The sequence below is a fragment of the Phyllobacterium trifolii genome (genome assembly GCF_014192095.1).
In the GTDB taxonomy this organism is placed as follows: Bacteria; Pseudomonadota; Alphaproteobacteria; order Rhizobiales; family Rhizobiaceae; genus Phyllobacterium; species Phyllobacterium trifolii.
Genome location: NZ_JACHXN010000008.1, coordinates 34,492 through 56,190 on the forward strand (window position 1 = coordinate 34,492; position 21,699 = coordinate 56,190).

Sequence of the window (21,699 nt, forward strand, 5' to 3'; positions counted from 1 at the left end):
TCCGCTGCGGCTGCTAACAGGGCTCATGATAATTCTCCTCATCGCTACCGGGGAGAGCGGAGTGCTAAAGCAGCTTCATCAACGTCGCCAATACACCAAATCCAACCGCCAACATGGCACCGAGGCGTAATGTGAGTGTGAGGTTTATAACCGCTACTGCCGCTGCCAGATCAGATTTGGTAACGAGTTCGGCCATGATAAAATCCCTCGCAGCTTCGGCATGGGTTTCGGCGTGTTGCTGGTCTATGCCGCCAGAACGCAACCGCTTTGAATAACCAAGAGTATCAAATGCTATTGCCATCGTCATGTTCTTTCTTGATGAGCCAGCAATGACTTCTCACAATTATTTCAACAATTTCAATTCGACTTTTGACTCATTTCCGGAAGTTCGTTCAAAATATTTGAGCCTCGCCGCCACCTGAATTCATTTGCGCTGGAGCTACCGATCAAACATGCTCCCCGCCATTCAAAATCTTGAAAGGCGAGCATCATGACCGACACTTCACAAGCACCAGTTGCAATCATCACCGGTGGAGGACGCGGCATGGGGGCCGCCATCGCCCGCGAATTGCACGAGCGAGGCTATCGTCTCGGACTGATGTCGCCGTCGGGCAGTGCGGTCGAACTTGCCGCCGAGCTTGGCGGTGTCGGCATCAAGGGTTCTGCCGGTGAGGCCAAAGATCTGGAGGCGCTGGTTGAAAAGACCGCCGAGGCCTATGGCCGTGTGGATGCTGTGGTCAATCATACCGGCCATCCGCCGAAGGGCGATCTCCTCGATATCACGGATGAAAAATGGGTGATCGGCAATGATCTGATGGTTCTGAGCGTGGTGCGCATGGCGCGTCTGGTGACACCCCACATGTTGAAGCAGGGCAAGGGCGCCTGGGTGAATATCACGACGTTCGCCTCCTTCGAGCCAAGCCTTGTCTTTCCTGTGTCGTGTGCTTATCGCGCGGCCGTCGGCGCCTATACCAAGCTCTATTCAGATCGCTATGGCGCCGACAATATCCGCATGAATGCACTTCTGCCGGGATATATCGACAGTCTCGACCACAAGCCCGGAACCGAAGACGAGGTGCCCATGAAGCGACTTGGGACGATGGCGGAAATTGCCAAGACAACCGCCTTCCTGCTGTCAGACGATGCAGGCTATATCACCGGCCAGAACATACGGATCGATGGCGGCATCACGCGGCATGTTTAGAGACTGACGCCGAATGTCTCGCGCAAATGTCTCTGGCCATTCGGCGTCACCGACACCGCGCGGGTTCCTTCCAGCCGCCTGATCCAGCCATTGTTGAAGCAGTGGCTGCACAGCGCTGCGCCGATTGCACCGGCAAGATGCGGGCGGCGCTCGCTCCAGTCGAGGCACGGACGGCACAGGATGCGGCTGCGCTTGGCGGTCAACGCTTCGATAGCGATTCCGGCGCGGGCAAATAGCGCAAGCCCACTATCCGTCACTTCGCCCGCATCGAGGCCAAGATCGAGATGGCCAGCATCGATCAGCGCATCGGTGATTGAAACGCCGAGATGCCCGGCGAGATGGTCGTAGCAGGTGCGCCCTGCCCTGAGCGCCGCATCACGTGGCCCGGTGCGCAGCGGCTTGGCTGTGACTTCCGGCGCGGCGAGCCGCATGATGCTTTCGATCATCTGGGCCACGGCAGGCGAAGCCAGCCGGTGGTAGCGATGCCGGCCCTGCTTTTCCACAGCGAGAAGGCCGGCCTCGGTCATGCGCGTCAGATGGCTGCTGGCGGTCTGCGCGGTGATGCCGGCGAGTTGAGCGAGTTCCGATGCGGTCAGCGCGCGGCCATCCATGAGCCCATTGAGCATGCTCGCACGACCGGGATCACCCGCAAGCGCGGCTATTTCGGCAAATCTCGCATTGTTCGACATGATCGTTTCCGTGTTTGTTGGCCAATCAAGACTGATCCCAACACAGACGATGATGCTTCGAAAACGATCGAAGTATCAAGCGCTCATTGGCGGCTATACCCATGGTCAACGCTAACGAAGGAGTGCCCGAAATGACCATCACCTGTTTCATCAAATATGAAATCGATCCCTATCAGAAGGACGCTTTCGAGGAATATGCGCGCAACTGGAACGAGGCGATACCGCGTTGCGGCGCAGATCTCATCGGCTATTATGCGCCGCATGAGGGCTCCGCGACGCTGGCCTACGGCGTCTACAACATCGAGAACCTGGCCGCGTATGAAGCCTATCGCGCGCGGCTCATGGCCGATCCACTGGGCCGGGCCAACTACGAATTTTCCAGGGATAAGCGCTTTATCCGGCGTGAGGACCGTACATTCCTGCGCCTTGTGACAGGAACGAATGGAGGAATGCTCAAGTGATTGCGGTGATTTTCGAGGTGGAGCCGGCGGAAGGCCGCGGCAAGGATTATTTCGACCGGGCAGCGGACCTGAAGCCGCTGCTGGAGACGATGGACGGCTTCATTTCCGTGGAGCGGTTTCGCAGCCTTGCCAACGAAAACCGCTATCTTTCCCTGTCGTTCTGGCGCGATGAAGCGTCAGTGGCGGCTTGGCGCCAGACCGAGGAACATCGTCTGGCTCAACGTGACGGCCGCGCCGGGATCTTTGCCGACTACAGGCTGCGGATTGCGTCCGTTATACGTGATTATGGGTTGCGCGCCCGTGATGAAGCTCCGCTTGATGCGCGAGTGTACCATCACGCCTGAACCTGGTTGCGCTGGGCACAAGCCGGTCCGGGGCCACGCATATAGTGGCGCTCGGGCCGGTAACTCGGAGCAATGAATTCTCGCACGACGCGTAGCGTATCGCGTAGCTGGATAATCATGGTCATCATTTTTGTCTCTTGTTTTTGGCATACCGGACCAGGCCGATAGCGATCAATTAGCTAAAATTTAATGCATAAAGATGAACGCCTCCTGAACGGCGTTGGTTAAAATCACATGAATTCATAGAAAATTAGCCTTAACCAGTTGAGCAGAAATATCTTTTCGCAACAGGAAAAGGGCAAAAATTCGCCCTTTTTGCTTCAATAAGGCGCCCGAAAAGTTGGTGAATCGCGTGGATTTCTACAAGAAATCGAATCACGCGTTACCGATCAATATGCCTGTCGCCAGTACAAGCCCACCGCCGAGAACGACCTGGATCGCGGCGCGGAAGAATGGCGTCTCCATAAAGCGGTGCTGGATATAGGCGATGGCCCAGAGCTCGATGAAAACGACGATCGCAGCAATTGTCGTGGCTGTCCAGAAATCCGAAATGAGATAAGGCAACGCGTGGCCAAGGCCACCGATCGCCGTCATCAGGCCATTGGCGAGGCCACGCTTCAAGGGTGAGCCGCGACCGGACAATTTTCCGTCGTCATGCGCAGCTTCCGTGAAGCCCATGGAAATGCCGGCGCCGAGCGACGCAGACAGGCCCACAAGAAACGTCTGCCATGTGTCCTGTGTGGCGAAGGCGGCCGCAAAAATCGGCGCAAGGGTCGAGACCGAACCATCCATCAGGCCGGCAAGACCTGGCTGGATATAGGTCAGGATCAGCTGTCGCCTTTCGGTCTGTTTCTCGACCTCCTGCACATCGTCAGGTGTATGCTGCACACCGAGCCGGTGGGCGAGCGATTCATGCGCCTTCTCGGCGATGGCAAGGTCGCCCAAGAGCTTGCGCGTAGAGGCATCCCGCACAAGTTTCAGTGCTTCGATATAGAATCGGTAGGCCTGCTCCTCCATCTTCTCGGCCATTTCGCGCACCTTCTCTATACCGAGCGGGCGAACCAGCCAGTCGGGCTTGCGCTCGAGATAGCCGCGCACGTGCTCCCTGCGGATAAGCGGTATCTGGTTGCCGAAACGCTCCTGGTGCAGATCGATCAATGCCTGGCGATGGCGATTTTCCTCTTCTGCCATCTCGTCGAAAACCTTGGCGCTTTGCGGAAAGTCCTCACGCAGCCCATCCGCATAGGCGAGATAGATGCGCGCGTCGTCTTCTTCCGACGAAATAGCCAGCGCCAGCAATTGCTGTTCGGAAAGGGATTCCAGGGCGTGGCGGCGATGACCGAAAAAACGGGTGAGCATGGCGTGATCCTAAATTAGAACAATTCTAAACTACAGATTCAAAGCCCTGTGTTCAAGGTGTAATCGGGTTTTTCACGGTCCATGGACAGAAGCCCGGCCCCGGAGTATCTTCCGCCTCCGCCAACCTCCGATAGAGAACGATCATGACGCTTGCCGGTTTTGTTGCCTATTCTGGTGCCCTTGCTATCGCCGCCGCTATTCCGGGACCGGGTGTAACTGCCCTTGTTGCCCGGGCGCTCGGCTCGGGGTTTCGTTCATCGCTGTTCATGTCGCTCGGGTTGATCATCGGCGACCTCACTTATTTGACCGCAGTGGTGCTTGGTCTTGCCATGGTGGCGCAGACATTCGGCACGGTTTTCCTGGTGATCAAATGGGCTGGCGTCGCGTATCTTGCCTATCTTGCCTGGGGTTTCTGGACATCGGGCATATCGGCGGAAAAGATCGAAGCCAAGAAGAGCCGCGGCGGTGCTGTCTCCAGCGTTGTGGCCGGCCTGACAGTGACGCTTGGCAATCCGAAGACCATGCTCTTCTATATCGCCCTGACACCGACTCTCGTCGATCTGCATACGATCACTCTGGCCGACTATTCGATCCTCGCAGCGCTGACTGTTTTGGTTCTGCTCGTGGTGCTGGTGCCCTATCTCGCACTGGCAGCGAAGGCGCGAGGATTGCTCGCCTCGCCGCGGGCGCTAAAACGGCTGAACCGCACAGCGGCAGCCTTTATGGCGGGCGCTGCGCTCGCCATAGCAGGTCGCTCCTCCTGATCTGGAATGCTATTACAGCTGTAGCCGAATATTAGTATTTTCTTCTAAGCGGCACCGCGTTTACGCACGAGCCCAACTAGGAATTTTCAGGCAAGGCCCATAAGATCGCCGCACGACCCAAACAGGATCAGGAGATATTCATGAGCAACGACAGCGCGCGCAAGCCAGGCCGTGGCCGCATTTACAATTCTATTGTCGATACGATAGGCGATACGCCGCTCGTCCGGCTCGACAAACTGGCCAAGGAAAAGGGTGTGGGCGCCAATCTTCTGGCCAAGCTCGAATTCTTCAATCCTATCGCCAGCGTCAAGGACCGTATCGGCGTCGCGCTGATCGAAGCGCTCGAAGCGCAGGGGAAGGCGAAACCGGGCAAGACGACACTCGTCGAGCCAACCTCCGGTAATACCGGCATCGCGCTCGCATTCGCAGCCGCCGCCAAGGGTTACCGGTTGATCCTCACCATGCCTGAAACCATGTCGGTCGAACGCCGGAAAATGCTCAAGCTGCTTGGCGCAGAGCTGGTGCTGACCGAAGGCGCAAAGGGTATGAAGGGCGCCATTGCCAAGGCTAACGAGCTGGTCGAGACCATCGGGGACGCGGTCATCCCCGGCCAGTTCGACAACCCCGCCAATCCTGAAATCCACCGCCGGACCACCGCCGAGGAAATCTGGAACGATACCGACGGCACAGTCGACATCCTGGTTGCGGGCATCGGCACCGGCGGCACGATTACCGGCGTTGGCCAAGTGTTGAAGCAGCGCAAGCCGAGTGTGCAGGTCATCGCGGTGGAGCCCAAGGATTCGCCCATTCTTTCCGGCGGCAATCCCGGCCCGCACAAAATCCAGGGCATAGGCGCAGGCTTTGCTCCCGCTGTGCTCGATACGCACATTTATGACGAGGTCGTGCAGGTCTCGAACGAGGATTCCTTCGCCAATGCGCGTCTCGTGGCGCGGCTTGAAGGCGTGCCTGTGGGGATTTCATCGGGCGCAGCGCTGACGGCGGCAATAGAGGTTGGCAGCCGCCCGGAAAACAAGGGCAAAAACCTTGTTGTGATCATCCCTTCCTTCGCCGAGCGGTATTTGTCCACCGCGCTGTTCGAAGGCCTGGAATAGAAGCTCGCTACAGAGGAGTGGTCCCGCTCGGCTTTTTGGTAAGTATTGGATTCACCCCAAAACTGTGATACTGTGTAACTATGAAAAATATCACAGTTTCCGTGGATGACGATATCTACCGCCGTGCCCGCATGAAGGCAGCAGAGCAGGACACATCCGTCTCCGCGCTCGTTCGTCAATTCCTGTCGGAGATTGCGACGATCGAAACCGAGGCGGAGCGGCTGCGCCGGGAGGAGGCTGTATTGCGAGCATCAGTCAAGCTGTTTCGGGCCGGGGATCGCCTCTCCCGCGACAAGCTTCATGACCGTGGCCTTCGAGAGTGACAGCTTTTCTCGATACCAATATCCTGCTTTATTCCATCAGCACCGCCGCCGACGAAGTGAGCAAGCGCATGAGGGCCATTGCGCTCACGGATCGGGATGATTGCGTTGTCTCGGTGCAGGTACTGCAAGAATTTTATGTCCAGGCCACGCGCGCATCACGCACCGATCCCCTTCCCCACGAATTGGCTGCCGGGCTGATCAAGACGTGGCTGCGGTTCCGTGTTCAGGAGAATACCGTACCAATCTTGCAAGGTGCGCTTGAGATAAAGCGAGCTTACGGCTTTTCCTATTGGGACAGCGCAATCATTTCGGCGGCGCGTGAGGCTGGATGCAGCGAGCTCTTTTCTGAAGACCTGTCGCATGGCCAGATCGTTGAAGGTGTCAGAATCGTTGATCCATTTCGATGACTTTGAAACCTCAATTCTCCAGCGTTTCCTTGACCGCAGTCGCCAGTTGCTTCAGTGAAAACGGCTTCGGCAGGAAGCCGAATTTGGCGTCCTCCGGCAGGTTTCGTGCAAAAGCGTCTTCGGCGTAGCCCGAAACGAAGATGAATTTGATATCGCCGTAATCCTTGCGCAATTCGCGCAGCAGCGTAGGACCATCCATCTCGGGCATGACCACATCGGAAACGATGATATCCACTTTGCCGCCGAGTTCTTTCATCACCTCAAGCGCCTCGACGCCGCTGGATGCCTCATGCACCGTGTAGCCACGCGATTGCAGCGCGCGAACCCCGCCCATGCGGACGGCGTCCTCGTCTTCCACCAGGAGAACGGTTGCGGAACCGGAGAGATCGGTGGCTTTTTCCGTTTTCTTCTCCTTTTTCGGCATTTCGGTCACAACGGCTTCGCCATCGGCATTCAGGACCTGCGGCTGCTTTTCCTCGACAAAACGCGGCAGGAAAATGCGGAATGTCGTCCCCTTGCCAAGCTCGGACTCGGCATGAATCGAGCCGCCCGTCTGCTTGATGATACCATAAACCATGGACAGGCCGAGGCCCGTCCCCTTGCCGACTTCCTTCGTCGTGAAGAAGGGTTCGAAAATCTTCTCGATCACTTCCTGCGTCATGCCGGTACCGCTGTCCTCTACCTCGACCAGCACATAATCGCCTGGAACGAGGTCTCGATATGTCAATTCGGCACTCTCCGCTTCGGTCACGTTGCGGGTACGGAGCGTCAGGTTGCCGCCTTCGGGCATAGCGTCCCGGGCATTGACCGTGAGATTGACCACGACCTGCTCGAACTGGCCGAGATCGGCACGCACCGGCCACAGATCACGCCCATGTTCGATCTTGAGATTGACCTGCGTCCCGGCAAGACGCGTCAGCAGCATGCGCACATCAGCGATTACATCGGTGAGGTTGAGCACTTCCGGCCGCAAGGTCTGGCGACGCGAGAACGCGAGGAGCTGCCGCACCAGCGAAGCGGCGCGATTGGCATTCTGCTTGATGTTCATGATGTCGGCAAAGGACGGATCCGATGCGCGATGATTGGTCAACAGCAGATCGGAAGACATGATGATTGCGGTCAGCACATTGTTGAAATCATGTGCGATGCCGCCTGCAAGTTGTCCTACGGCCTGCATTTTCTGGCTTTGCGCCATCGTGGCTTCGAGCGCCTTCTGTTCAGTCGTTTCGACCACTGAAACAATGGCAGCTTCCTCGGCACCATCCTCGGACCCGGCGTCGAACACCGGACTGACGTAGAAGCGCAGATGGCGGTCCTCATTACCCGGAATAACGGTATCGACCGGGGAGATTTCCGCCTTGCCGGCGAAAGCCGCAGCCAGCGCCCGGTCGAAGGCCTCGCGATCGCGTTCATGCACAACGGTTTCAAGCGGGATGCGCCGGTCGATATCATCACGATCGACAACCGGGGCGAAAAGCCCTAGGAACCGCGCATTGGTGCGCAGAATCTTGCCGGTCGCATCGACGGCTGCGATAGCCATGGATGCCGAATTGAAGAAACGTGTGAATCGCACTTCGGCCGCGCGCAACGCGGCTGAATTGTCTTCGCCTTCAGCGCGGTTGAGAACGATGGTGCGGGTTGGTCCACGCCTGCCATCGCGTTGCGCCTGAACGCGATGATAGAAACGCACGGCGAGGCTCTGGCCATTGGATTTGGCAAGATCGAGATCGATGACCGTATTGCGGCTGGTGCCAGGTTCGGTCTTGACCGCGTTGATCAGCGCCATGCCATTGCCAGCGACGATATCGCGAACCATCATCGAGCCCGGGGTAAACCGCGTAAGGTCGACGCCGAGCCATTCCGCCAGCGTTGCGTTGATATAAATGATGCGGCCGTCAGGATCGGCTGAGAAGAAGCCCGCCGGAGCGTGGTCAAGATGATCGATGGCCTCCTGAATATCCTGGAAATAACGCTCCTGTTCGGCACGCTCAGCCGAAATATCGGCGATCTGCCACGCATAAACCGGCGTCGTCTGGTCTGGAATGCCCGCAACAGGCCGAGCCTTGACCCGGTACCATGTCGGCACAGGCTCACGCGAGGGATCGAGCGGCCGGGACAGGCGAAGCTCCTCCTGTCCGGAAACGCCGTCGCGCACCGCATTGGCGAGCCGATAGATCGGATCCGACGCTGCGGCCTCACTTGAGAGAATGTGCTCGATCGCACGCACATCGTTGGAATTGGTGACGCCGGTCAGCTCGGCATAGGCCCTGTTGGCGTAAACGATGCGGCCCTTTTGATCGCAGACGACCGTGCCTTCCGGAAACGTATCAACAAACGCGCGTGTGAGTTCATCGCTGGTGCCCCGCGGCGTGAACTGAATGACATTGATTGCCGAGCCGAACAGATAGAACACGCCGGTCATGGCAAGCGTGCCGAGGAGGCCAAGCAGGAACTGCTGCCCGAGCTGATCGCGATAGATGAAGTAAAGGACTGAAACGCCGATCAGCAGCACGCCGAGGAGGACCAGGCGCAAGCCGGCCTTATTGGATTTCGTGTTCGCGATGATAGGTTCTGGATAAAGATCGCTGTTCGTTTCTTGAGACATACGTCTGCTATTCGTTTCTTGAGACATACGTCTCAGGCCCCTTTTCTTCATCACCGGCGCAATTGCATCAAGCCGATGTTTATTCTCGAATCGTTTGGATCATATCTTTGACGCGGTATAAACCCCATCCTTTATATGACCGCGATTATTCCACGGTTTCGCACGAATTCCGATTTAGAACATCCAATATCGCGCGTAGACAATCCGTACTACATAGGCCGAAACTGCGTTAGGGTTGCGGCTAACTATGGCACGCACTAGTGTCGCATAAAGTAATGCTTCGAAGCCCATGTCGGGGAACAAGTTTTGGGCCCGAGGAACGCACAAGGAGAGTTTATCATGAACGCTTGGCTTGCCACTATTGTTGGCGAAAGCGCTGCCCCCATCGTGGGATTTATTCTTCTGTTCATTCTGGTCATCGCCCTGCTTCTACTGGTATTCGCCATATTGCGGCGGGTGACGGGTGGAACATTCGTTGCCGGCGGGCGCAACCGGCAGGTCCGTCTCTCGGTTACCGATGCGGCAGCTGTCGACAATCGCAGGCGGCTGGTACTCGTGCGCCGCGACGATGTCGAGCATCTGATCTTGATCGGTGGTCCCAGCGACCTGGTGATCGAGCAAAACATTCGCCAGTTCGCGCGACAGCCGCGGGTTGAACCGCCAGCGTCGGGACCAACGCCCGAGCCCGAGCCGAGAATTCCTGAACCGAAGCCGGAGCCAAAGGTCGCGGAAGCGCCACCTCGCGCACAGCCCCGTATCGCATCTCCAGCCCCTCCGGTTCACACGCCTCCCCCACCTGTTCAGACAGCGCCAGCGCCGCAGATACCGTTGCGTCCGGCACCGCCGCAGCAGTCTGAGCCGCCACGGCGGCCGACCGAACCACCGAGACAGGCCGAGCAACCTGCCCCCTTGCCACCCACGCCGCCCATGCAACCCGTTCCACCGGTATCGAAGGCCCCGGAAGTAGCGTCCGCTGCTTCGAACGAGCCACCGGCTGTCAGTGCACCGGCACGGGACAATGGTTGGCAGCGAACCGCTTCGCCATCCTTTGGAACCGTGCCTCGCGCCGAGCCGAAGATAGACACGCCAGAACCTACCAGGGAGGTAGCTGCATCTGAAACCAGAACGACGACTGCCGCTGCCTTCCCCTTCGCCGTGCGCAACGAACCGGCGGCGGCCGTCAAGGAGCCGACGTTCGAGGCGTCCGTGGAAACGGAAGAATCTGAAATAACCTTGGGCGACATGGATTTCAGCGACGCATTCGAGACAGACCTCGGAAGCGAACTCAACATTGCACCCGGCAAGGAAGCAAAGCCTGAAAAACAGGACAGCATCGAGGACGAGATGGAACGGCTGCTAGGAGACCTATCTCGACCTGAGAAGCGTTGAGAGGAGAAATCCACCTGATGGACACCTGACGCGATTTTCTGCGCTTGCCTAGGCTCATGGACGAAAAAGTCCACTCCGCTCCGGTTCTCGAAAACCACGCCATCTGCGTCATTAGGCTGAATTCTCGAACTGCTTTTATAACCATATCAACAAAAAGGCCCGGAAAACCGGGCCTTTTTTAATTCGGATTGCGCTCAGTCGTCGCGGTAGACTTTCTCGCGCCGTTCGTGACGTTCCTGAGCTTCGATTGACAAGGTTGCGATAGGACGCGCGTCAAGACGCTTCAAGCTGATCGGATCGCCGGTCTCCTCGCAAAAACCGTAGGTCCCATCGTCGATGCGTTGTAAGGCGGCGTCGATCTTGGAGATCAGCTTGCGCTGGCGGTCACGGGCCCGAAGCTCGATGGCACGGTCCGTTTCGGATGATGCACGGTCTGCGATATCCGGCAGATTGGCATTTTCCTGCTGCAGGATCTCAAGCGTTTCACGCGCCTCCCGCAGAATATCATTTTTCCAGTTGATCAGTTTTTCACGAAAGTAGGATTTCTGCCGATCACTCATGAAGGGCTCGTCATCCGTGGGCTTGTAGTCAAGATCGATCAGTTTATTCATCTTTGAATCACCCTGCACCTGTAAGACGCGAGGAGGCCTATATAGGTCGTGTCAGATTGGCGCACAACTACAAAAAGACATGTAAATCAAAGAAAGAAACCATGATTTTTTGCCCAAATTATTGGCAAAAATGGCAGGATTCATCGATTCTCTAACCAAAAATACGAAGAAACGAGGGCAAATTTCGGCATTTTATAGCTCCAAGGCTCTACTACCGGTTGTAGCCTGCCTTGCAAAAATGCATGCCGCCCAGAAATTCGACAGGCCTGTTTTGCACAATTATTTGATAATTGTCACATTTGCCGCAGAGATTTTATCCAAAGTTTGCGTCTTTCGGGGAAGCATGGCACCTGTTGAACAATATCATCAGGGAGTTGCAGGATGAGCCAGGTTTATTTGCTGCGGCATGCAAAAGCAGTCTGGCCATCCCCCGGCCAGAAAGACTTCGACCGGACGCTCGATACGGACGGCATCGAAGCCGCCAAGGTCCTGGGGGAGGAACTCAGGCGCTCCGGAATGAAGCCGGAGATCGTTTTATGTTCACCCGCGATCAGGGCGCGGCAGACGCTTGAGTACGTTGATATCCAACCCCCTTTCATCGTCGAGGAATCAGAAAAGCTCTATTCGGCCGGTCCTGACGCCTATCTCATGGCGATCCGCATGGCCGGGCTCGAACACGAAGCAGCCAACTCCGTGATGCTGGTCGGTCATAACCCGATGATGGAGGAACTGGCCACCGCCCTCGCCGGCCGTGGCAAGCCTCCCAGCCATCCGACCTTCGTATCCGGGTTTCCGACCGCCGCCTTGGCTGTCATCCAGTTCGACAGTCCGCTTGCAGAAATCCGCCCGGGAACCGGGACATTGCAGGCTTTCTTTTCTCCCTCAACACATTTGTAAGATCATCATTTTCTTGCCTTTGACACGCCAGACACCCAAATGGGCGGAGCCAAGGGATGAGATCAAGACTGCGACGCGGCCACAGGACGGGTGAATTGGGCACACTGACGACACTTACCGATGAAGCGAAAATCGCGCTCGATACGTTGGCCGACCGCACCAGCGGACTGATGTCCCCATCGTTGAGGCTCGGTGTCACGGGCCTTTCTCGTGCCGGCAAGACTGTCTTCATCACCGCGCTGGTACATAATCTGATCCATGGCGGCCGCCTTCCTCTGTTTGAGGCGCAGAAATCCGGACGCATCGCCCGCGCTTATCTCGAAGAGCAGCCCGACGATGCAGTCCCGCGCTTTCAATATGAGGAGCATCTGAAGGCGCTGATCGACGAGCGCATCTGGCCCGACTCGACGCGGGCAATCTCCGAACTGCGTCTGACGATCGAATATGAATCCGCTTCGATGTGGAACCGCATGTTCTCCGGCGGCAAGCTTTCGGTCGATATCGTCGACTATCCCGGTGAATGGCTGCTGGATCTCCCGCTATTGGGTAAAACCTATGCGGAGTTTTCCAGGGATTCGTTTGAGCTCGCCCAGCTCGAAAGCCATCGCGATCTTGCAGCGGACTGGTTCAAGGTGTCGAACGATGCCGAGGCAGATGCGAACGCTGATGAAATGACGGCGCAGCGCCTGGCAAAGAGCTTCACAGATTATCTGAAAGCTGGAAAGGCCGACGAACGGGCGTTGTCGACGTTACCACCCGGCCGTTTCCTGATGCCAGGGGATCTTGACGGTTCGCCGGCGCTCACCTTCGCTCCACTGCCAAACCTTGATGCGGGTAAGCCGCGTCCCGGCTCGCTGGCGGCAATGATGGAGCGGCGTTATGAAGCCTACAAGACCCATGTGGTTAAACCTTTTTTCCGCGAGCATATTGCCCGGCTGGACCGGCAGATCGTCCTTGTTGATGCCATGCAGGCAATGAATGCCGGACCGTCCGCCGTGGCTGATCTGGAGCGAGCGCTGACGGAAATCCTTTCCTGCTTTCGCCCTGGTAGCACCAATTTCCTGACAGGCCTCGTGCAGCGGCGTATCAGCCGCATTCTCGTTGCCGCAACCAAGGCCGATCATTTGCACCACGAGAGCCACGACCGGCTGCAAGCCATCGTCCGGCGATTGGTCGACCGCGCCGTCAGCCGCGCCGATTTTTCTGGTGCAAGCGTCGACGTGCTGGCGATGGCAGCCGTACGCACCACCCGCGAGGCGACGGTAACGCAGGGCAAGGAAACGCTCCCGGTCATTATCGGAACGCCGCTGAAAGGCGAGACCATCAACGGCGAGACGTTCGACGGCAAAACCGAAACCGCCATATTTCCCGGTGACTTGCCGGCAAAACCGGACTCAATCTTTGAACATCCGGAGAGGGTGTCTGAAGACCCGGCCATTCGTTTCGTCCGCTTCCGCCCGCCCCGGCTGGAGAAGACCGCGGAAGGCCTCACCCTGTCGCTGCCGCATATAAGGCTCGATCGCGCGCTACAATTCCTCATAGGAGATCGCCTCGCATGACGGATAACAACGCCCGCAAACCCGCTGCCTTTCGGCTCGACCAGCCAGAGCAAATCGCTGATCCGCAGAAGGCGCGCGCTCCGCAACAGCGCAGGCCGACCGCGATCAAGGATGTCGCGGTGATCACACCGGCAGCCGTCGACGTCTTCGACCTCGATCCGGAGACCGCGAACGAACTCGATGCGCTGACCCCGCCGCCTGCACTCGCACAGAAAAAGCGCTTTTCTTTCGCCTCCCTGCTCACTGGCGCGCTCGGAGTGCTGGTTTCGCTGGCGCTGGGCCTGTGGGCCGACAATCTCATTCGTACCTTGTTCGAGCGTGCGCCATGGCTGGGCTGGGTGGCGCTTGGTGTCAGTGTCGTCGCAGCCTTCGCGCTAATTGCCATTGTCCTGCGCGAAGGGCTGGCGTTGCGCCGCCTCGCCTCGGTGCAGCACTTGCGCGACGAAGCAGCCAAGGCTGCAGCGGACAATGACGCTCGAGCGGCGAAAGCGGCTGTCGGCAAGCTTGTCTCCATTGCCGAGACCCTCCCCGCTACGGCCAAGGGCCGTGCACTTTTGCACGATCTGCGCGATGACGTGATCGACGGCCGCGACCTTATCCGGCTCACTGAAACCGAACTGCTCCGCCCCCTCGACCGGCAGGCGCGGGAGATGATCCTCGCCGCCTCGAAACGCGTATCGATCGTTACCGCAGTCAGTCCGCGTGCGCTGGTCGACATCGGTTATGTGGTTTTTGAGTCTGCGCGTCTGATCCGGCGGCTTTCGGAACTTTACGGCGGACGGCCGGGCACTCTTGGTTTCCTCAAGCTCACACGCAATGTCATTGCGCATCTCGCCGTCACCGGCACGGTTGCGATGGGCGACAGCATCATACAGCAACTGGTCGGCCACGGTCTGGCAGCACGGCTTTCCGCGCGGCTCGGCGAAGGCGTCATCAATGGACTGATGACTGCGCGCATCGGCATCTCGGCCATGGACCTCGTACGGCCCTTCCCGTTCAATGCGGAAAGGCGACCGAATATCGGCGATTTCATCGGCGATCTGGCACGTATTGGTGGTGCGAAGAAGGGTGAAAATTGACAAATCCTTCCTTACATTGTAAGGAATGTCCATTCTCATTGGGTGAAACATGATAACGAGCAAATTAACCAGCAAAGCGCAGACGACGATACCCCAGCCGGTGAGATCTGCCCTGCATCTCGTCGAAGGTGACCATATCGAATACAAGATTGAGGGCGAAAAGGTCATCCTGGTCAAGCACGCGGCAGAAATATCGGGCGACAATCCCTTTGCAACTTTTGAGGAATGGAATTCCGAGGCGGACCGGAGAGCTTATGGCGATCTTTAGGGCGGGCCACGTCGTAAAGGTTCCATTTCCCCATACCGATAAAAATACACGGCAACACCGACCCGCTCTGGTTGTTTCGCGTGGAGGAATTGGCAAGGATGATGCCTTGTTATGGGTTGTTATGATAACAAGCGCCGAAAACCGCAAGTGGCCAGGAGATCAGACAATTCAGCTGCTTGAGGCTACCGGACTGCCCATTGTATCGCTGATAAGACCCACGAAGATCGCAACCATAGAAAAACGCGATGCGGAAATTATTGGCGAGGTATCAAACGAACTGCTTACGTTGGTTATGCAGGAGATATGCAAGAATATCGCTCCGCCCTCCCCTTGAAGGTTCCTTTTCATTCCAATAAGCACTGAATGGCAACCATCCATTAACCATTCCGGACGATGATCGCCTAAGTGCCCATTCCAATGATTTGTGTTGAGTCTTGTCGATGAAAAGAAGCGCAGCAGCCGCTACCCTGTCCCTGTTTGCCTGCGCGTTTCTGACGTTGCCGGCGCAAGCCAAAGACAAGGACACCGAATTCTTCCAGACCGCGGAAGGTCAATGGGTCGGTCCCGGCGAGATCGTGGCCGGCAAATACAAGGGCACCAAATTCGTCTGCACGCTCGATGGGACCACGCCAGCGGAAAAAGCCGGCATGACACTGGACGGCAGCTGCCGCGTCGGCATTTTCAACCAGCCGATGAAGGCAACGATCGTTCGCGCTGGCAATAGCTACAAGGGCAGCTTTCTCGATGGTTCGGCCGGGAAGGGTCTCGACATCACCGGCGGTAATGTCTCCGGCAACCGCGTGGTGCTCGCCATCAGCCGCAAACAATTGAACGGCGCCATGCTGGCCAAATTCAACGATGACAACACGATGAATGTCACGATTTCTGTGCGGCTCGAAGAGGCGCTGATCCCGGTTGTAGGTATGACGCTGAAACGCGTTGATGCAAGGGCTGTTGGCAGTATCGCCAAGAATTAAGCCAACTGAATTGGCCTAGCCGCTGTGCGTGGTTCGACAAGCTCACCATGAGGGAAGTGGGTTGATTGCAGTGATAATCGCTCACCTCACAACTATTTTTTCCCATCGTAAACGCCTCGGACTGACCGAAGCTATTGCCATCGCCCGTTTTGGCTCCATGCAATCCCCAACCTCCCTCATGGTGAGCTTGTCGAACCACGCACAGCGCCATAGCCGATATTATTTCCACCAGTCCAAATCATCGCGCGCAGTTTCGACACCGGTTCTGTCGCAAAGCACAGCCCATTCAGCGACGGTCTTGCCGCTGATCACCAGATCCGGCGCGATATCGGCGAGCGGTACCATCACGAAGGCGCGCTCGGTCATGCGCGGATGCGGCAAGATGAGCGTCGGACTTTCGAATTCCTCCAGACCTTCATAAGCCAGTACATCGATATCGATGATCCGTGGTCCCCAGCGTTCGAGCCGCTGGCGTTTCAAGCGCAACTCCACATCGAGACAAGCTGCGAGTAGCGCTTCCGGATCGAGCGAAGTCTCGACTTCGGCGCAGGCATTGTGAAACCATGCCTGATCCGTCTTGCCCCATGGCGGCGTTCTGTAGACTGGCGACACACCGAGAACACGCGTTTCATTGCGCTCGTTCAGCGCACGCAATGCCTTGGCCATCGAAGTCACCGGATCGCCGATATTGCCGCCAAGCCCGAGCCACGCTTTTTGCTTCAAGGCGGTCATTGCCTCGATCTGCGCGATTGCAATACCGCATCCGCCAGCGCCAGCGCGCTTTGGCTCATCGCGACATTGTGCACCCGGAAAATATCTGCACCGGCAATCCGCAATATCGCGGACGAAGCGGCCGTGGCGATATCCCATTCCTGTTGCTCACCACCGGAAGTGGCACGCAGGAAACGTTTGCGCGAGGTGCCCACAAGAAATGGATAACCGAACGCCTCGAGTTCCACAAAGCGATCCATCAGCGCAATGTTTTCCGCCGTGTCCTTGGCAAAGCCGAAGCCTGGATCGAGTACGATCTGGTCACGCGAAACACCGGCTACCTTGGCAATTTCCAGCGAACGGTTGAGAAAGGCAAACTGGTCGACGATGACATCGGGGTCGCGTTCCCGCTCGCGGCCCGTATGCATAATGACCAGCCCTGCTCCGGTCTCCACTGCGAGATCGGCAATGGCAGGTTCGCGCTGCACACCCCAGACATCGTTGACGATATGAGCGCCGGCAGCGACGGCAAGGCGGGCGGTCTCTTCACGATAGGTATCGACGGAGATGATTATATCCGTTTCTTTTACCAGCGCTTCGATCACGGGCAGTATACGCGATTGCTCGACGGCCGGTTCGACACGTGTGGCGCCGGGCCGGGTCGATTCGCCGCCCACATCGATGATCGATGCGCCCTCGGCGATCATCTCCCTCGCGCCCTCCAGAGCCTGATCCAGAGAATAATGCACACCGCCATCGGAAAAGGAGTCCGGAGTGACGTTAAGCACGCCCATGATCAGTGCGCGGTCACCCAACGTCAGAGACCGGCCATGTGCCAGTTTCCATTCTCTTTGCATCGGCGCGCTCCCATCATGCTTCACATATCATTGTTCTGTTTTTGAACAGAACGCATGCAACGTCAATTCATCCGCAATGTTTTTGACGATAGTGTCAGGATCGGGCAGACTTGGCTGAAAAGGAAAGTACCAGATGCATATTTTTGCCAGAGCTGTGTCCCTCGGTATGGCACTCTTGATGACCGTACCCGCCGCCAACGCGGCAACAGTCCTGCGCAAATATGAATATTTCGCGCTGAATGGCCGTACAGCAGCGGATCTCGATCGTGAATTGTACCGCCGGGGGCCCATTTTGCTAAAGACGGGCCAGCGTCATCCCGGCATGACGAAGATGCGCTTCACCAACAGGATAAAATACGGTTCCGATGGCAGGAACTGCCGTGTCGTTGACGCCAACGTCGTCGTTCACGCCCAGGTCTTCCTGCCCCGCTGGATACAGCGCCGCACGGCGAAACCGGACCTTGCCCTGATCTGGGATACGCTGTCGGCCGACATAAAACGGCACGAGGAGAGCCACATCGTCATCGCGCGCACGGCTGCAGGCGATATGGAGCGGGCGATCAAGGCGCTGCCATGGCGCAGCGATTGCACCGCCATGAAGACTGACATCGATGCGCTGACTACAAAATTGATGCGCAAGCATGATCTTGCGCAAATCCAGTTCGACCGCGTCGAAGCCGTCAACTTTGATAGTCGCTTTGAGCGGCTTCTCGTCTTCCGGCTCCAGCGCGAATTCGCAAAAAGCCCTTGATTGGTGTCAGTTAACGCCCAGCTTCTTTTGCAGGCTGGTCGATGACGTTGTGTACTGGAACACGATACGCTCGCCTGGACTGACGATGTGTTTGGCGGCCTGCGTCATCAACGCCGCTTCATGGAAGCCGGAGAGTATCAGCTTCAGCTTGCCGGGATAGGTATTGATGTCACCGATGGCGAAAATGCCGGGCTCCGATGTCTCGAATGTTTCGACACTGACCGGAATGAGATTTTCGTGCAGGTTAAGCCCCCAATCGGCTATAGGCCCGAGCTTCATCGTCAGGCCGAAGAACGGCAGAAGACGCGTTACCGGAATGTCGGTCTCGCCCTCGGTGCCTTTGATCGTTGCATGGGTAAGCTGGCCATCCTCGCCCTTGAGTCCGGAAACCTGACCAAGCTCGAAACGCACGCTGCCGCTCTCAACCAGTTCGAACATTTTCTTGACACTGTCGGGAGCCGCACGAAATTCGGCGCGGCGATGAACAACGGTGAGACTGCGCGCGATCGGCTGCAGGTTGAGCGCCCAATCGAGCGCACTGTCGCCACCACCGACAATCAAGATGTCCTGATCGCGAAATTCTTCCATGCGGCGCACGGAATAGAAGACACTTTTGCCCTCATAGGCCTCGATGCCTGGTACCGGCGGGCGCTTCGGCTGGAAAGAACCGCCGCCAGCAGCGACTACCACGAGCTTGGCCTCGAACACCTCCGCCTCGTCGGTTTCGACGTGGAATGAGCCATCGGCCTGACGCTCAAGCTTGGTGACCATGCGGTTGAAATGGAACTGCGGCGCGAACGGCTTGATCTGCTCCATGAGCTTTTCAGTGAGATCGTGCCCGCTGATGATCGGCCAAGCGGGTATGTCGTAGATCGGCTTTTCCGGGTAAAGCTCGGCGCATTGGCCGCCCGGACGATCCAGGATATCGATGAGATGGCATTTGAGATCGTAAAGGCCAAGCTCGAACACCGCGAACAGACCGACAGGTCCGGCGCCAATGATCACAACATCGGTTTTGATAATCTCGCTCATCGAAAATTCCTCATGCCTGCATGCCGTGCAGATAGAAAAAGGGGTATGGCTGGCGTGTCCGGGACACGCGGGCTGCCAAGCGCGTAACGATTGCACTCGCCAAGGTCAAGACAATGCGTTTCTCTTGCCCGCCAAATTGGCTCGCGAGTACATATTCTAATCGGTCGATGAGAAAATATCAGCAGGCTTTAAGCCTGACGTTCCGGAACTTGCACGACGAGACCATCCAGATCGTCAGAAACGCGGATCTGGCAGGACAGACGCGAGTTCGGACGTACATCATAGGCGAAATCCAGCATGTCCTCTTCCATTGCTTCGGGCTCGCCGGTCGTGGAGGTCCACTCTTCATCCACATAGACATGGCATGTGGCGCAGGCGCAGGCACCGCCGCACTCCGCATCGATACCCGGCACCGCATTGCGGATGGCATTTTCCATCACGGTCGAACCGTTTTCCGCGTTCGCTTCAATACGCGCGCCGTCATGAGTGACAAAAGTGATCTTTGCCATAAAAATTCGCCCCAAAGCAGGAAAGTTACCGCTCACATAGGGATTTTGGCTGGCAAGTCAATTGTACTCCCTGACGCAGCCCTCTACCGCTTGGCGGCTTCATGGCGCGCAGCGGTGAATGCCGGAAGGTGCTCAATAATCCAGTGCCAGAGTGGAACGGTCTGCAAAAGAAACTCATATCCGAGCGGCGTGAGTTCGTATTCCACGCGCGGCGGCACCTGGGGATAAAGCGTTCTAGTGATCAGCCCGTCCCGTTCCAGCATGCGCAAGGTCTGTGTCAATACTTTCTGGCTGATACCGCCTACCCGCTCGAGCACGCGGGAAAACCGCAAAGGCCCGCCTGCGGCCTGCAATATCTGCAATGTGCGCAGCGGCCACTTGGCCGAGACCCGCTCAAGCATTTCGCGCGCAAATTCGTCCTGTTCGTCGGTCATGGTAGCGCAAAAGTCGATGGCTTGCTTCGAAGGTTGAACAGTCATCTCAGCTCCTTGGTTTCCAATAGGTAAGTATAGTTCCAACGGGTTCCTTCTTTCAAGAGGATACTATCAGTCCTACGTTGCTTTCAGTTAAATCAAGGAGACATTCATGGCACAGGTATGGTTGATAACGGGCAGCTCCCGCGGCCTCGGCAGGTCGTTGGCAGAAGCGGTACTTCGGGCCGGCCACAAACTCGTCGCTACAGCTCGCAATCCTTCCCAACTCTCCGGTCTGGCAGAGCGTTATGGCGACCAGGTCCGCCTATTCGAACTCGACGTGACCGACCCAGCGGCGGCAGACGCAGCGGTAAAAAGGGCGGTCGATACGTTCGGACGCCTTGATGTCCTTGTCAACAATGCGGGCTACGGCAATGTCAACGCGATTGAAGACACGAGCATCGAGGAATTTCGGGCGCAGATCGAGACCAATCTGTTTGGCGTCATCAATGTCACCAAGGCTGCGATCCCGGTGATGCGCGAGCAAAAATCTGGCCACATCATCCAGTTTTCTTCGGTCGGCGGCCGAATTGGAGCGCTGGGCCGCGCGCCCTATTCGGCCGCAAAGTGGGGTGTCGAGGGTTTCTCGGAAGTGTTGGCCAAGGAGATTGGCCCAATGGGCGTCAAGGTAACGATCGTCGAGCCGGGTGGTTTTCGTACTGACTTTGCTGGCGCTTCAACCACGATCCAGAATGGTCGCCCCGAATATGATGCAACGGTGGGCGTAGTGGCCCGTTTCCAGCGCAACTACGACGGAAAACAACCGGGAGATCCTGTCAAAGCCGCGGATGCGGTATTGCACATCACGAGCCTTGACGAACCACCGTTGCGCCTGTTGCTCGGCAGCGATGCAATGAACGCGGTCGAAAAGAACGATATCGCCAAGATCGAGGCCGACCGAAAATGGCGGGAGTTGAGTATTTCGACCGACTTTGATGCTAGCGCGTGATCGCTGCTATATAGTCGCGGACATCATCGACGACCGGTCCCATATCCCTGATTTTCTTCGTATCGCTTGGCGCCTGTTCGATGGCTTCGGCCATCTCGGCAATGCGAAACGCTCCGACCGCACGGGCCGAACCTTTCAACGATTTGGCGAGACGAACGCGTTCATCCGGGTTGGCGTGCGCCAGCCGATCGACGATGCCGCATGTCTGGCGGGAAAACAGGTTGAGGATTTCGGTTTCGAGGGCCCGGTTTCCGAACGTCTCGCGTGTCAAATGGACGAGATCGATTGGCCGCTTGCGTGATGGCTTCGACTTTTCACCTCCCGGCGATGCAAAGGCCATCGATGCTTGTTGTGCCATTGGGGACTCTC

General features: G+C 57.3%; 29 protein-coding genes. 17 read left to right on the forward strand and 12 right to left on the reverse strand.

The features are described from left to right. Nucleotides 1-64 precede the first annotated feature (64 nt). Nucleotides 65-301 carry a hypothetical protein gene (locus FHS21_RS13620; protein WP_183662323.1) on the reverse strand — a complete coding sequence of 79 codons (237 nt, stop codon included), beginning with the start codon at nucleotides 299-301 and terminating at the stop codon, nucleotides 65-67. A 189-nt stretch (nucleotides 302-490) separates the two neighbouring features. Here FHS21_RS13620 and FHS21_RS13625 point away from each other — a divergent pair, with 189 nt between their 5' ends. Next, nucleotides 491-1,204, forward strand: coding sequence for an SDR family oxidoreductase (locus FHS21_RS13625; protein ID WP_112528425.1), 714 nt, complete (start codon nucleotides 491-493; stop codon nucleotides 1,202-1,204). On the opposite strand, the gene FHS21_RS13630 is transcribed toward FHS21_RS13625, so the two are convergent. Then, nucleotides 1,201-1,893: an ArsR/SmtB family transcription factor gene (locus FHS21_RS13630; protein ID WP_112528427.1), complete on the reverse strand. Its 693-nt coding sequence runs from the start codon at nucleotides 1,891-1,893 to the stop codon at nucleotides 1,201-1,203. The two genes, FHS21_RS13625 and FHS21_RS13630, sit on opposite strands and share 4 nt — an antisense overlap. Nucleotides 1,894-2,024: 131 nt before the next feature. On the opposite strand from FHS21_RS13630, the gene FHS21_RS13635 reads away from it, so the two are divergent. Together FHS21_RS13635 and FHS21_RS13640 are read left to right on the forward strand one after the other, a co-directional pair. Continuing rightward, nucleotides 2,025-2,354, forward strand: a complete 330-nt coding sequence (locus tag FHS21_RS13635; RefSeq protein ID WP_112528429.1) for an NIPSNAP family protein — start codon at nucleotides 2,025-2,027, stop codon at nucleotides 2,352-2,354. Beyond that, the gene (locus tag FHS21_RS13640) at nucleotides 2,351-2,698 is read left to right on the forward strand and encodes an antibiotic biosynthesis monooxygenase family protein (protein ID WP_112528431.1); all 348 of its coding nucleotides are present in this window, start codon (nucleotides 2,351-2,353) and stop codon (nucleotides 2,696-2,698) included. Before FHS21_RS13635 ends, FHS21_RS13640 begins: the two co-directional genes overlap by 4 nt. On the opposite strand, the gene FHS21_RS13645 is transcribed toward FHS21_RS13640, so the two are convergent. Both FHS21_RS13645 and mbfA read right to left on the reverse strand, forming a co-directional pair. After that, complete coding sequence (locus tag FHS21_RS13645) at nucleotides 2,689-2,826, reverse strand: hypothetical protein (RefSeq protein WP_162701881.1); 138 nt, start codon at nucleotides 2,824-2,826, stop codon at nucleotides 2,689-2,691. The genes FHS21_RS13640 and FHS21_RS13645 overlap by 10 nt on opposite strands. A 247-nt stretch (nucleotides 2,827-3,073) precedes the next feature. Continuing rightward, nucleotides 3,074-4,057 (reverse strand): iron exporter MbfA, encoded by a 984-nt coding sequence (gene mbfA, locus FHS21_RS13650; protein WP_112528433.1) that lies wholly within the window; start codon nucleotides 4,055-4,057, stop codon nucleotides 3,074-3,076. Between the two features lie 143 nt (nucleotides 4,058-4,200). Here mbfA and FHS21_RS13655 point away from each other — a divergent pair, with 143 nt between their 5' ends. From FHS21_RS13655 to FHS21_RS13670, 4 genes are all read left to right on the forward strand, one after another. Then, nucleotides 4,201-4,821 (forward strand): LysE family translocator, encoded by a 621-nt coding sequence (locus FHS21_RS13655; RefSeq protein ID WP_112528435.1) that lies wholly within the window; start codon nucleotides 4,201-4,203, stop codon nucleotides 4,819-4,821. A 140-nt stretch (nucleotides 4,822-4,961) separates the two neighbouring features. Further along, nucleotides 4,962-5,933, forward strand: coding sequence for a cysteine synthase A (gene cysK / locus FHS21_RS13660; RefSeq protein WP_112528437.1), 972 nt, complete (start codon nucleotides 4,962-4,964; stop codon nucleotides 5,931-5,933). Between the two features lie 80 nt (nucleotides 5,934-6,013). Next, nucleotides 6,014-6,256, forward strand: coding sequence for a hypothetical protein (locus tag FHS21_RS13665; protein WP_112528439.1), 243 nt, complete (start codon nucleotides 6,014-6,016; stop codon nucleotides 6,254-6,256). Beyond that, nucleotides 6,253-6,663: a PIN domain-containing protein gene (locus tag FHS21_RS13670; protein WP_112528441.1), complete on the forward strand. Its 411-nt coding sequence runs from the start codon at nucleotides 6,253-6,255 to the stop codon at nucleotides 6,661-6,663. Before FHS21_RS13665 ends, FHS21_RS13670 begins: the two co-directional genes overlap by 4 nt. Nucleotides 6,664-6,673: 10 nt before the next feature. Here the strand turns inward: FHS21_RS13670 and cckA are convergent, their stop codons facing one another. Continuing rightward, the gene (gene cckA, locus FHS21_RS13675) at nucleotides 6,674-9,268 is read right to left on the reverse strand and encodes a cell cycle histidine kinase CckA (RefSeq protein ID WP_112528443.1); all 2,595 of its coding nucleotides are present in this window, start codon (nucleotides 9,266-9,268) and stop codon (nucleotides 6,674-6,676) included. 339 nt (nucleotides 9,269-9,607) lie between these two features. Here cckA and FHS21_RS13680 point away from each other — a divergent pair, with 339 nt between their 5' ends. Then, complete coding sequence (locus FHS21_RS13680; RefSeq protein WP_162701884.1) at nucleotides 9,608-10,657, forward strand: flagellar biosynthetic protein FliO; 1,050 nt, start codon at nucleotides 9,608-9,610, stop codon at nucleotides 10,655-10,657. A gap of 194 nt (nucleotides 10,658-10,851) precedes the next feature. Here the strand turns inward: FHS21_RS13680 and dksA are convergent, their stop codons facing one another. Next, nucleotides 10,852-11,268, reverse strand: a complete 417-nt coding sequence (gene dksA, locus FHS21_RS13685; protein ID WP_091877580.1) for an RNA polymerase-binding protein DksA — start codon at nucleotides 11,266-11,268, stop codon at nucleotides 10,852-10,854. Between the two features lie 109 nt (nucleotides 11,269-11,377). On the opposite strand from dksA, the gene FHS21_RS13690 reads away from it, so the two are divergent. From FHS21_RS13690 to FHS21_RS13720, 7 genes are all read left to right on the forward strand, one after another. Then, nucleotides 11,378-11,653: a hypothetical protein gene (locus FHS21_RS13690; RefSeq protein ID WP_158482234.1), complete on the forward strand. Its 276-nt coding sequence runs from the start codon at nucleotides 11,378-11,380 to the stop codon at nucleotides 11,651-11,653. Further along, a complete protein-coding gene (locus FHS21_RS13695; RefSeq protein WP_112528447.1) occupies nucleotides 11,650-12,165 on the forward strand; it encodes a SixA phosphatase family protein in 516 nt (171 codons plus the stop codon). Before FHS21_RS13690 ends, FHS21_RS13695 begins: the two co-directional genes overlap by 4 nt. A gap of 56 nt (nucleotides 12,166-12,221) precedes the next feature. Next, nucleotides 12,222-13,724, forward strand: coding sequence for a YcjX family GTP-binding protein (locus tag FHS21_RS13700; RefSeq protein WP_112528449.1), 1,503 nt, complete (start codon nucleotides 12,222-12,224; stop codon nucleotides 13,722-13,724). Continuing rightward, complete coding sequence (locus FHS21_RS13705; protein WP_112528451.1) at nucleotides 13,721-14,803, forward strand: YcjF family protein; 1,083 nt, start codon at nucleotides 13,721-13,723, stop codon at nucleotides 14,801-14,803. The genes FHS21_RS13700 and FHS21_RS13705 overlap by 4 nt, the downstream gene beginning before the upstream one ends. A gap of 49 nt (nucleotides 14,804-14,852) precedes the next feature. Then, entirely contained in the window at nucleotides 14,853-15,071 is a 219-nt protein-coding gene (locus tag FHS21_RS13710) for an AbrB/MazE/SpoVT family DNA-binding domain-containing protein (protein WP_112528453.1), read from the forward strand. Beyond that, nucleotides 15,058-15,405: a type II toxin-antitoxin system PemK/MazF family toxin gene (locus tag FHS21_RS13715; RefSeq protein WP_112528455.1), complete on the forward strand. Its 348-nt coding sequence runs from the start codon at nucleotides 15,058-15,060 to the stop codon at nucleotides 15,403-15,405. The genes FHS21_RS13710 and FHS21_RS13715 overlap by 14 nt, the downstream gene beginning before the upstream one ends. A 106-nt stretch (nucleotides 15,406-15,511) precedes the next feature. Then, a complete protein-coding gene (locus tag FHS21_RS13720) occupies nucleotides 15,512-16,048 on the forward strand; it encodes a hypothetical protein (protein WP_112528457.1) in 537 nt (178 codons plus the stop codon). 219 nt (nucleotides 16,049-16,267) lie between these two features. Here FHS21_RS13720 and folK read toward each other — a convergent pair whose 3' ends face one another. Next, nucleotides 16,268-16,780 carry a 2-amino-4-hydroxy-6-hydroxymethyldihydropteridine diphosphokinase gene (folK, locus tag FHS21_RS13725; RefSeq protein WP_112528460.1) on the reverse strand — a complete coding sequence of 171 codons (513 nt, stop codon included), beginning with the start codon at nucleotides 16,778-16,780 and terminating at the stop codon, nucleotides 16,268-16,270. Next, nucleotides 16,777-17,616 carry a dihydropteroate synthase gene (folP, locus tag FHS21_RS13730; protein WP_112528462.1) on the reverse strand — a complete coding sequence of 280 codons (840 nt, stop codon included), beginning with the start codon at nucleotides 17,614-17,616 and terminating at the stop codon, nucleotides 16,777-16,779. Before folP ends, folK begins: the two co-directional genes overlap by 4 nt. 133 nt (nucleotides 17,617-17,749) lie before the next feature. Between folP and FHS21_RS13735 the strand changes: the two genes are divergently transcribed. Further along, nucleotides 17,750-18,367 carry a DUF922 domain-containing Zn-dependent protease gene (locus FHS21_RS13735; protein ID WP_183662325.1) on the forward strand — a complete coding sequence of 206 codons (618 nt, stop codon included), beginning with the start codon at nucleotides 17,750-17,752 and terminating at the stop codon, nucleotides 18,365-18,367. A 6-nt stretch (nucleotides 18,368-18,373) separates the two neighbouring features. Here the strand turns inward: FHS21_RS13735 and FHS21_RS13740 are convergent, their stop codons facing one another. The 3 genes from FHS21_RS13740 to FHS21_RS13750 all read right to left on the reverse strand — a co-directional run bounded on the left by FHS21_RS13740 (nucleotide 18,374) and on the right by FHS21_RS13750 (nucleotide 20,387). Next, on the reverse strand, nucleotides 18,374-19,399 hold the full coding sequence (locus tag FHS21_RS13740; protein ID WP_112528466.1) for an NAD(P)/FAD-dependent oxidoreductase: 1,026 nt from the start codon (nucleotides 19,397-19,399) through the stop codon (nucleotides 18,374-18,376). A 188-nt stretch (nucleotides 19,400-19,587) separates the two neighbouring features. Then, a complete protein-coding gene (locus FHS21_RS13745; protein WP_112528468.1) occupies nucleotides 19,588-19,908 on the reverse strand; it encodes a 2Fe-2S iron-sulfur cluster-binding protein in 321 nt (106 codons plus the stop codon). An 83-nt stretch (nucleotides 19,909-19,991) separates the two neighbouring features. After that, entirely contained in the window at nucleotides 19,992-20,387 is a 396-nt protein-coding gene (locus FHS21_RS13750) for a winged helix-turn-helix transcriptional regulator (protein ID WP_112528470.1), read from the reverse strand. Between the two features lie 106 nt (nucleotides 20,388-20,493). Here FHS21_RS13750 and FHS21_RS13755 point away from each other — a divergent pair, with 106 nt between their 5' ends. Beyond that, nucleotides 20,494-21,330, forward strand: a complete 837-nt coding sequence (locus FHS21_RS13755; RefSeq protein WP_183662327.1) for an oxidoreductase — start codon at nucleotides 20,494-20,496, stop codon at nucleotides 21,328-21,330. Here FHS21_RS13755 and FHS21_RS13760 read toward each other — a convergent pair. Continuing rightward, nucleotides 21,320-21,688, reverse strand: coding sequence for an Hpt domain-containing protein (locus FHS21_RS13760; RefSeq protein ID WP_183662329.1), 369 nt, complete (start codon nucleotides 21,686-21,688; stop codon nucleotides 21,320-21,322). The genes FHS21_RS13755 and FHS21_RS13760 overlap by 11 nt on opposite strands. Between the last annotated feature and the right edge of the window lie 11 nt (nucleotides 21,689-21,699).

Excerpts from the sequence above, each read along its gene's own strand:
- FHS21_RS13620 (WP_183662323.1), bottom strand. The coding sequence starts at position 301 with ATGGCAATAGCATTTGATACTCTTGGTTATTCAAAGCGGTTGCGTTCT.
- FHS21_RS13625 (WP_112528425.1), top strand. The coding sequence starts at position 491 with ATGACCGACACTTCACAAGCACCAGTTGCAATCATCACCGGTGGAGGA.
- FHS21_RS13630 (WP_112528427.1), bottom strand. The coding sequence starts at position 1,893 with ATGTCGAACAATGCGAGATTTGCCGAAATAGCCGCGCTTGCGGGTGAT.
- FHS21_RS13635 (WP_112528429.1), top strand. The coding sequence starts at position 2,025 with ATGACCATCACCTGTTTCATCAAATATGAAATCGATCCCTATCAGAAG.
- FHS21_RS13645 (WP_162701881.1), bottom strand. The coding sequence starts at position 2,826 with ATGATGACCATGATTATCCAGCTACGCGATACGCTACGCGTCGTGCGA.
- mbfA (WP_112528433.1), bottom strand. The coding sequence starts at position 4,057 with ATGCTCACCCGTTTTTTCGGTCATCGCCGCCACGCCCTGGAATCCCTT.
- FHS21_RS13655 (WP_112528435.1), top strand. The coding sequence starts at position 4,201 with ATGACGCTTGCCGGTTTTGTTGCCTATTCTGGTGCCCTTGCTATCGCC.
- cysK (WP_112528437.1), top strand. The coding sequence starts at position 4,962 with ATGAGCAACGACAGCGCGCGCAAGCCAGGCCGTGGCCGCATTTACAAT.
- FHS21_RS13665 (WP_112528439.1), top strand. The coding sequence starts at position 6,014 with ATGAAAAATATCACAGTTTCCGTGGATGACGATATCTACCGCCGTGCC.
- cckA (WP_112528443.1), bottom strand. The coding sequence starts at position 9,268 with ATGTCTCAAGAAACGAACAGCGATCTTTATCCAGAACCTATCATCGCG.
- FHS21_RS13680 (WP_162701884.1), top strand. The coding sequence starts at position 9,608 with ATGAACGCTTGGCTTGCCACTATTGTTGGCGAAAGCGCTGCCCCCATC.
- dksA (WP_091877580.1), bottom strand. The coding sequence starts at position 11,268 with ATGAATAAACTGATCGATCTTGACTACAAGCCCACGGATGACGAGCCC.
- FHS21_RS13695 (WP_112528447.1), top strand. The coding sequence starts at position 11,650 with ATGAGCCAGGTTTATTTGCTGCGGCATGCAAAAGCAGTCTGGCCATCC.
- FHS21_RS13700 (WP_112528449.1), top strand. The coding sequence starts at position 12,222 with ATGAGATCAAGACTGCGACGCGGCCACAGGACGGGTGAATTGGGCACA.
- FHS21_RS13705 (WP_112528451.1), top strand. The coding sequence starts at position 13,721 with ATGACGGATAACAACGCCCGCAAACCCGCTGCCTTTCGGCTCGACCAG.
- FHS21_RS13710 (WP_112528453.1), top strand. The coding sequence starts at position 14,853 with ATGATAACGAGCAAATTAACCAGCAAAGCGCAGACGACGATACCCCAG.
- FHS21_RS13715 (WP_112528455.1), top strand. The coding sequence starts at position 15,058 with ATGGCGATCTTTAGGGCGGGCCACGTCGTAAAGGTTCCATTTCCCCAT.
- FHS21_RS13720 (WP_112528457.1), top strand. The coding sequence starts at position 15,512 with ATGAAAAGAAGCGCAGCAGCCGCTACCCTGTCCCTGTTTGCCTGCGCG.
- folK (WP_112528460.1), bottom strand. The coding sequence starts at position 16,780 with ATGACCGCCTTGAAGCAAAAAGCGTGGCTCGGGCTTGGCGGCAATATC.
- folP (WP_112528462.1), bottom strand. The coding sequence starts at position 17,616 with ATGCAAAGAGAATGGAAACTGGCACATGGCCGGTCTCTGACGTTGGGT.
- FHS21_RS13735 (WP_183662325.1), top strand. The coding sequence starts at position 17,750 with ATGCATATTTTTGCCAGAGCTGTGTCCCTCGGTATGGCACTCTTGATG.
- FHS21_RS13740 (WP_112528466.1), bottom strand. The coding sequence starts at position 19,399 with ATGAGCGAGATTATCAAAACCGATGTTGTGATCATTGGCGCCGGACCT.
- FHS21_RS13745 (WP_112528468.1), bottom strand. The coding sequence starts at position 19,908 with ATGGCAAAGATCACTTTTGTCACTCATGACGGCGCGCGTATTGAAGCG.
- FHS21_RS13750 (WP_112528470.1), bottom strand. The coding sequence starts at position 20,387 with ATGACTGTTCAACCTTCGAAGCAAGCCATCGACTTTTGCGCTACCATG.
- FHS21_RS13755 (WP_183662327.1), top strand. The coding sequence starts at position 20,494 with ATGGCACAGGTATGGTTGATAACGGGCAGCTCCCGCGGCCTCGGCAGG.
- FHS21_RS13760 (WP_183662329.1), bottom strand. The coding sequence starts at position 21,688 with ATGGCACAACAAGCATCGATGGCCTTTGCATCGCCGGGAGGTGAAAAG.